The 6,779-nt window shown below is 68.7% G+C and carries 9 protein-coding genes; 2 read left to right on the forward strand and 7 right to left on the reverse strand.

Features of this window, described 5'->3' with window-relative positions:
- From sufD to D588_RS0110095, 4 genes are all read right to left on the reverse strand, one after another.
- The coding region (sufD, locus tag D588_RS0110080; RefSeq protein ID WP_017915888.1) for a Fe-S cluster assembly protein SufD at positions 1-1,144 on the reverse strand (1,144 nt) is incomplete at its 3' end.
- On the reverse strand, positions 1,141-1,908 hold the full coding sequence (sufC, locus tag D588_RS0110085; RefSeq protein WP_017909660.1) for a Fe-S cluster assembly ATPase SufC: 768 nt from the start codon (positions 1,906-1,908) through the stop codon (positions 1,141-1,143). The genes sufC and sufD, both read right to left, overlap by 4 nt.
- A 165-nt stretch (positions 1,909-2,073) precedes the next feature.
- Complete coding sequence (sufB, locus tag D588_RS0110090; protein ID WP_017915889.1) at positions 2,074-3,516, reverse strand: Fe-S cluster assembly protein SufB; 1,443 nt, start codon at positions 3,514-3,516, stop codon at positions 2,074-2,076.
- Between the two features lie 15 nt (positions 3,517-3,531).
- Positions 3,532-3,990 carry an SUF system Fe-S cluster assembly regulator gene (locus D588_RS0110095; RefSeq protein ID WP_017909662.1) on the reverse strand — a complete coding sequence of 153 codons (459 nt, stop codon included), beginning with the start codon at positions 3,988-3,990 and terminating at the stop codon, positions 3,532-3,534.
- Between the two features lie 197 nt (positions 3,991-4,187).
- On the opposite strand from D588_RS0110095, the gene D588_RS0110100 reads away from it, so the two are divergent.
- Together D588_RS0110100 and D588_RS0110105 are read left to right on the forward strand one after the other, a co-directional pair.
- Positions 4,188-4,655 carry an SET domain-containing protein-lysine N-methyltransferase gene (locus tag D588_RS0110100; protein ID WP_017909663.1) on the forward strand — a complete coding sequence of 156 codons (468 nt, stop codon included), beginning with the start codon at positions 4,188-4,190 and terminating at the stop codon, positions 4,653-4,655.
- 98 nt (positions 4,656-4,753) lie between these two features.
- Positions 4,754-5,299, forward strand: a complete 546-nt coding sequence (locus D588_RS0110105) for a type 1 glutamine amidotransferase domain-containing protein (RefSeq protein ID WP_017915890.1) — start codon at positions 4,754-4,756, stop codon at positions 5,297-5,299.
- A gap of 136 nt (positions 5,300-5,435) precedes the next feature.
- Here D588_RS0110105 and D588_RS0110110 read toward each other — a convergent pair whose 3' ends face one another.
- The 3 genes from D588_RS0110110 to D588_RS0110120 form a co-directional block, all read right to left on the reverse strand.
- Positions 5,436-6,032 (reverse strand): DUF1439 domain-containing protein, encoded by a 597-nt coding sequence (locus tag D588_RS0110110; protein ID WP_017915891.1) that lies wholly within the window; start codon positions 6,030-6,032, stop codon positions 5,436-5,438.
- 89 nt (positions 6,033-6,121) lie between these two features.
- Positions 6,122-6,421: a DUF3861 family protein gene (locus D588_RS0110115; protein WP_010342007.1), complete on the reverse strand. Its 300-nt coding sequence runs from the start codon at positions 6,419-6,421 to the stop codon at positions 6,122-6,124.
- A gap of 94 nt (positions 6,422-6,515) precedes the next feature.
- Positions 6,516-6,779, reverse strand: a 264-nt coding sequence (locus D588_RS0110120) for a M23 family metallopeptidase (protein WP_017915892.1), incomplete at its 5' end; no start/stop codon positions are given.

Consider the following 6,779-nt stretch of genomic DNA (forward strand, 5'->3'; position numbering starts at 1 on the left):
CGCGTTCCTGCGGCAGCCCGCGCGAGCGCAGGTAGAACAGCGCATTGGCATCGAGCTGGCCGACGGTGGCGCCGTGCGCGGCCTTGACCTCGTCGGCATCGATCACCAGCACCGGCTGGGTGTCGATTTCGGCGTCGGCGGACAGCAGCAGGTTCTTGTTCGACAGCGCCGCGTCGGTGCCGTCGGCGCCGTGGCGAATGCGGATGCCGCCATGGAAGGCCACGCGGCTGCGCCCGGTGGCGACACCGCGCCACAGCAGTTCGCAGGCGGTGTCGCGGGCGATGTGCTCGATGCCCAGGCGGGTGTCGAGCTGGCGCCGGCCGTTGCCGAGCAGCACGCCGTTGGCGACGAGCTTGGCGTTGTCGCCCTCCAGGCGCACGTTGAGTTCGTGCCGGGCCAGCGCGCCGCCCAGTTCCAGGTCCACACGCCGGTACTGCGCGTCGCGCGCCAGTACCGCATCGGTACGCAGCAGCGCGGTGACGCCGGCCGCCTCGTCCTGCACGCGGGCGTGGCTCAGTTGCGCGCCGGCGGCCAGATGCACGTGCGCCAGGCTGTTGCTCAGGTGCGCGGCATCGCCGGCATGCAGATGATGCTCGACCAGCGCCAGCGTCGCGTCCTGGCGCAGTTCGATCAGGTGGCGGTGGTGCCAGGCCAGGTCCGCCTCGGCGGCGGTGGAGACGAACACCAGGTGCAGCGGCTGCTCCACGCGCACGCCGGCGTCCACCCGCAGCACGCAGCCTTCGTCGGCGAGGGCGGCGTTGAGCTGGGCGAACACCTCGTCGCTGCGTTCGAAGCGGCGGCCGAGGAAGCGCATGGCAGCGTCGCCGCTGCGCAGGATGGTCGACAGCCGCTGCAGCTCCGCCCCGGTCGGCAGGCCGCTCAGATCCGACAGCGCATCGCTGGCGCGGCCGTTGACGAACACCAGGCGCGGTGCCGGGATACCGTCGAGCAAGGCCGCGTCCACCGCCGGCGCGGTCTGCGGTGCAGGCGCGAAGCTGCGCCGTTCCAGTGCGCGCAGCGAGGTGTACTTCCAGGCTTCGCTGCGCGTGCCGGGCAGGCCGTCGCGCAGCGCTTGATCCAGCGGCGCGCGGCGTGCGGCATCGCCGTGGAACGCGGCGGCCAGCGAGTCGAGCAGGGCGCTCATTGCACGGCCGCCTCGGGCGCCACGCGCTCCTTCAGCCAGGCATAGCCGTGCGCTTCCAGCTCCAGCGCCAGCTCGGGGCCGCCGGTCTGCACGATGCGGCCGTCGGCCAGCACATGCACCACGTCCGGCTTGATGTAGTCGAGCAGGCGCTGGTAGTGGGTGATCACCACGAACGCGCGCTCCGGCGAGCGCAGCGCGTTGACGCCTTCGGCCACGGTCTTGAGTGCGTCGATGTCCAGGCCGCTGTCGGTCTCGTCGAGGATCGCCAGCTTCGGCTCCAGCACCGCCAACTGGAAGATCTCGTTGCGCTTCTTCTCGCCGCCGGAGAAACCCTCGTTGACGCCGCGATGCAGCAGTTCGTCCTTCAGGTGCAGCACCGCCAGCTTCTGCCGGACCAGCTTGAGGAACTGCATCGAATCCAGCTCGGCCTCGCCACGCGCCTTGCGCTGCGCGTTGAGCGCGGCGCGCAGAAAGTAGGTGTTGTTCACGCCGGGGATTTCCACCGGGTACTGGAAGGCCAGGAACAGGCCGGCAGCGGCGCGCTCCTCCGGTTCCAGTTCGAGCAGGTCGGCATCGTCGAAGCGCACGCTGCCGTTGGTGACTTCATAGCCGTCGCGGCCGGCCAGCACGTTGCCCAGGGTGGACTTGCCGGCGCCGTTGGGCCCCATGATGGCGTGCACTTCGCCCGGCTTCACCTGCAGCGACAGGCCCTTGAGGATGTCCTTGCCGGCGACGGAGGCGTGGAGGTTTTCTATGGTGAGCATGGGATGGTCCGTCAGAATTCTTTGATGTAGCCCCTCTCCCACCGGGAGAGGGGTTGGGGTGAGGGTGCGGTGCGAAGCATCTCGCGGGTTTGGGTGTGCGAGGTTGCGCACGTACCCTCATCCGGCGCTTCGCGCCACCTTCTCCCAGAGGGAGAAGGAAAGGCGTCAGCCGACCGAGCCTTCCAGCGACACTTCCAGCAGCTTCTTGGCTTCCACCGCGAACTCCATCGGCAGTTCGCGGAACACCTGCTTGCAGAAGCCGTCGACGATCATCGACACCGCGTTTTCCTGGTCGATGCCGCGGGCACGACAGTAGAACAGTTGGTCGTCGCTGATCTTGGAGGTGGTGGCCTCGTGCTCGACGGTCGCGGTCGGATGCTTGACCTCGATGTACGGGAAGGTATGCGCGCCGCACTGCTTGCCGATCAGCAGCGAGTCGCACTGGGTGTAGTTGCGCGCGCCCTCGGCACTGCGCTCCACCTTGACCAGGCCGCGGTAGGTGTTCTGCCCGCGGCCGGCGCTGATGCCCTTGCTGACGATCTTGCTCTTGGTGCGCTTGCCGACGTGGATCATCTTGGTGCCGGTGTCGGCCTGCTGGCGGTGATGGGTCAGCGCCACCGAGTGGAACTCGCCCACCGAGTCGTCGCCCAGCAGCACGCAGGACGGGTACTTCCAGGTGATCGCCGAACCGGTCTCGACCTGGGTCCAGGTGATCTTGCTGCGCGCACCGCGGCATTCGCCGCGCTTGGTCACGAAGTTGTAGATGCCGCCGCGGCCTTCCTCGTCGCCCGGGTACCAGTTCTGCACGGTAGAGTACTTGATCTCCGCGTCTTCCAGCGCCACCAGCTCGACCACCGCCGCGTGCAGTTGGTTCTCGTCGCGCATCGGCGCGGTGCAGCCTTCCAGGTAGGACACGTAGGCCTTGTCCTCGCACACGATCAGGGTGCGCTCGAACTGGCCGGTGTGGCCGGCGTTGATGCGGAAATAGGTGCTCAGCTCCATCGGGCAGCGCACGCCCTTGGGGATGAACACGAAGCTGCCGTCGGAGAACACCGCCGAGTTGAGCGCGGCGAAGAAGTTGTCGCCGACCGGCACCACGCTGCCCAGGTACTGCCTGACCAGCTCCGGATGTTCCTTGATCGCCTCGGACATCGAGCAGAAGATCACGCCCTTCTCGGCCAGTTCCTTGCGGAAGGTGGTACCGACCGAGACCGAATCGAACACCGCGTCCACCGCCACGCCGGCCAGCTTGGCGCGCTCGTGCAGCGGCACGCCCAGCTTGTCGTAGGTGTCCAGCAGCTCCTTCGGCACCTCGTCCAGCGAGGCGTACTTCGGGCCCTTGGGCGCGGAGTAGTAGCTCAGCGCCTGGAAGTCGATCGGCGCGATGTCCAGCTTGGCCCAGTGCGGCATCGGCATCTTCAGCCAGTGCCGGTAGGCGGCCAGGCGCCACTCGGTCATCCATTCCGGCTCGTCCTTCTTCACAGACAGGGCGCGCACGACGTCCTCGTTCAGGCCGGGCAGGAACGAATCGGATTCGATGTCGGTGACGAAGCCGGCGTCGTAGCGACGTCCCAGCCGTTCCAGGATTTCAGCGTTTTCGGTGGCCATGGGGCTGCCTACAGGTCAGGTGGTCGCGAACCGCACGGCAATGGAACGCCGTTTCGGATCGCCGGAGGGGGGGAGGGGATGGAGCATCTGCGCCAGGGTCACGCCGCGCAGCGCGTCGGCGACCACGTCGTTGATCAGCCGCCAGTTGGAACGCACGCCACAGGTCTGGGCGATGCTGCACTGGCTGCCGTGGTGGCTGCATTCTGTGATCGCCAGCGGGCCTTCCATCGCCTCGACGATCTGGATCAGGGTGATGGCGTCGGCCGGGCGTGCCAGCCGGTAGCCGCCGCGCACGCCGCGCAGGCCCTCGACCAGGCCGGCCTGGGCCAACGGCTTGAGCAGCTTGCTGACCGTGGGCGGCTCCAGACCGGCCTGTTCGGCCAGTTCGGTCGCGCTCAACACTTCGTTCGGACGCGCGGCGAGCACGGTCAGCACGACGGTGGCGTAATCGGTGAGCTTGGTGACGCGGAGCATGGCGACGCGGTGGTTTTTCAATGCGGACCGAAATTGTACTCTTTTGCGCCGCAGCGTCCAACCGGGCCATTCATCTTTTCTTTCGATCGCGGCGATTCGGGGGATCGCGGCGGCCGCGGTCGCCGGACCGGGAGGCGCGGGCTTGGGATCGCGGGCGATGTGCGCCAGAATCTAGGCTTTCCTGTCCGGATCGCCGCATGCCCCGCAAGATCGCCGCCCGCAAGTCCCGCATCCATGGCAACGGCGTGTTCGCCGTGCTGCCGCTCAAGAAAGGCGAGCGGGTCATCGAGTACAAGGGCCGCCGCCGCAGCCACGCCGAAGTCGACCGCGACGAGGCCGGCGACGTCGAGACCGGGCACACCTTCCTGTTCACCCTCAGCGACGACTACGTGATCGACGCCAACTACGAGGGCAACGACGCGCGCTGGATCAACCACAGCTGTGCGCCGAACTGCGAGGCGGTGATCGTCGAGGCCGAGGGCGAGGACCGCCGCAAGGACAAGGTGGTGATCGAGGCGCTGCGCGACATCAAGCCCGGCGAAGAACTCACCTACAACTACGGCATCACCCTGGCCGAGCGTCACACGCCACGGCTGAAGAAGATCTGGGAATGCCGCTGCGGCGCCAAGAACTGCACCGGCACCATGCTGCAGCCCAAGCGCTGAGGTCGCGTCCAGCCGTGCACGCCGCGCCGACGCGCGGTTCACGGCACTGCCACCGGCGCGTTTCTACGGTGGGACTCCCCCTACTCGAGGAGTGTCCCATGAGCGCAATGCCTTCCCTTGCCGGCAAGCAGGTGGCCGTCCTGGCCACCGACGGTTTCGAACAGTCGGAACTGCAGGAACCCAAGCGCCTGCTCGAATCCTGGGGCGCCCAGGTCGACGTGATCGCGCCGGGCGAGGCCAGCAGCATCCGCGGCTGGAACAAGAAGGACTGGGGCGACAGCGTGCCGGTGGACAAGCGCCTGCAGCAGGCCCAGGCCGGCGACTACGACGCGCTGGTGCTGCCGGGTGGCGTCATCAACCCGGACAGCCTGCGCACCGAGCCGACCGCGATCGCCTTCATCCAGTCCTTCGCCAGCGCCGGCAAGCCGGTGGCGGCGATCTGCCACGGCCCGTGGCTGCTGGCCGAGAGCGGGCTGGTGCGCGATCGCCAGGTGACCTCGTGGCCGTCGCTGAAGACCGACCTGTCCAATGCCGGTGGACGCTGGGAGGATCAGGAGGTGGTGGTGGACGGCAATCTGATCACCAGCCGCAAGCCGGACGACATCCCGGCGTTCGCGCAGGCGGTGGCCAAGGCGCTGGGCTGAGGCCTGGCGATTCGCCTGCGCCGCCGCGATGGTGGCGGATGCGGGAGCCCACCAGAAACAGAAACGGCGGCCGAGGCCGCCGTTTCTACGTGCGCTGCTGGTGGCGGCTGCCGCCGCACCCCGGACGTCGCGTGGGTTACTGCGCGGGAAGCATGCCCGCCGGCACCAGCTTGCCGATGTCCTGGTTGAAACGCACCACCAGCGCACCGTTCTCCACGCCGGCCGACTGGATCTGCACATCGCCCAGCATCGCGGTCAGGCGCGGATCGAGCTTGTAGATTGGCTCCTTGCGCGCGTAGTCCTCCAGCCAGGCATTGAGCAGCTCACGCGTATTGGCGTCGAGCTTGCCGCCATTGGCAGCCGGGCGGAAATCATCGATGGTCGGGGACTGCAGGTGGAAGCTCTGGCTCTGCTGGTCATAGCGCAGGGCGCTGGTCAGCAGGACCTGGCCCAGTGGCGTCGGCGTGCCGCCGCCGGTGGCCATGCTCAGGTCGAACTGCATCTTCAGGCGGTCGCCCGGCGGCAGGCTCAGCTTCGGATCGCGGACGGTCATCTTGAGCAGCCCGCCCAACGCCTTGTGCGTCTGCGGGAAGCTGCTGTCCAGGTAATGCTGCACGTCGGCGGCACCGACGCTGACCTGGTGGCCCTGGATGGTCGGCTCGGCCTGGGCCTGGGTGGCGACGGCGAGCGCCAGCAGCGCCGCCGCGCGCAGGGTGAACTTGCGGAAGATCATCGGGAAGCCCTGGGCGAACGAGAGGAATTCACCATAACGGTGGCCGGTGAATGCGCGATTAGCGGAACCGGCGGCGCGGGAGTCGTCGCTCAGGCGGCCGGCAGCGCCAGCCGTGCCAGCAGCGCGTCCAGCGCCGGCTGCAGCGGCGCCAGCAGTTCACGCGCCTCTCCCTCGCTGCGCTCGCCCAGGCCGCGCAGCAACTGCGTACCGACGATCAGTGCGGCGCGCTCGTCGCCGCGCAGTCCGGGCTGGCGCTGTGCCGCCTCGAGCAGGCGCATCCAGTCCTGCCGACAGCGCGCCTCCAGTTCGATGGTGCAGCGGCCCTGGCAGGGCAGGCCGTCGTCCTGGATCGGGGTGACGGTGACGCGATAGCGTTGGGAGGCGGTCATGGCAGTGGCGCACGCGGGGTGTGCCTCCAAGATAGGCGCGCGCGAGCGGCACCACGAGCCTGTCGCTCGCGACGCTCTGTTCCAGTGCGTCCGTTCAGCGAGCCGCGCGCAGCAGCGGCAGCGGATCATAGGCGCCGCCCTCGGCGTAGACGCCATAGTGCAGGTGCGGCGGCGTGCCGCGCGCGTTGCCGCTGTCGCCCACCGCGCCCAGCGGGTCGCCGGGCTGCACCAGGTCGCCGACCTGCAGCCCCGGTGCCCACGTTTGCAGGTGCGCGTAGTAGTGCCGCTGCCGGGCCGGGCCCAGCACCCAGACCTGGCGGCCGCCGAGGCCGCGGTCGGCGATGGCCACGACGATGCC

Source organism: Xanthomonas sp. SHU 308, assembly GCF_000364645.1.
Classification (GTDB): Bacteria; Pseudomonadota; Gammaproteobacteria; order Xanthomonadales; family Xanthomonadaceae; genus Xanthomonas_A; species Xanthomonas_A sontii.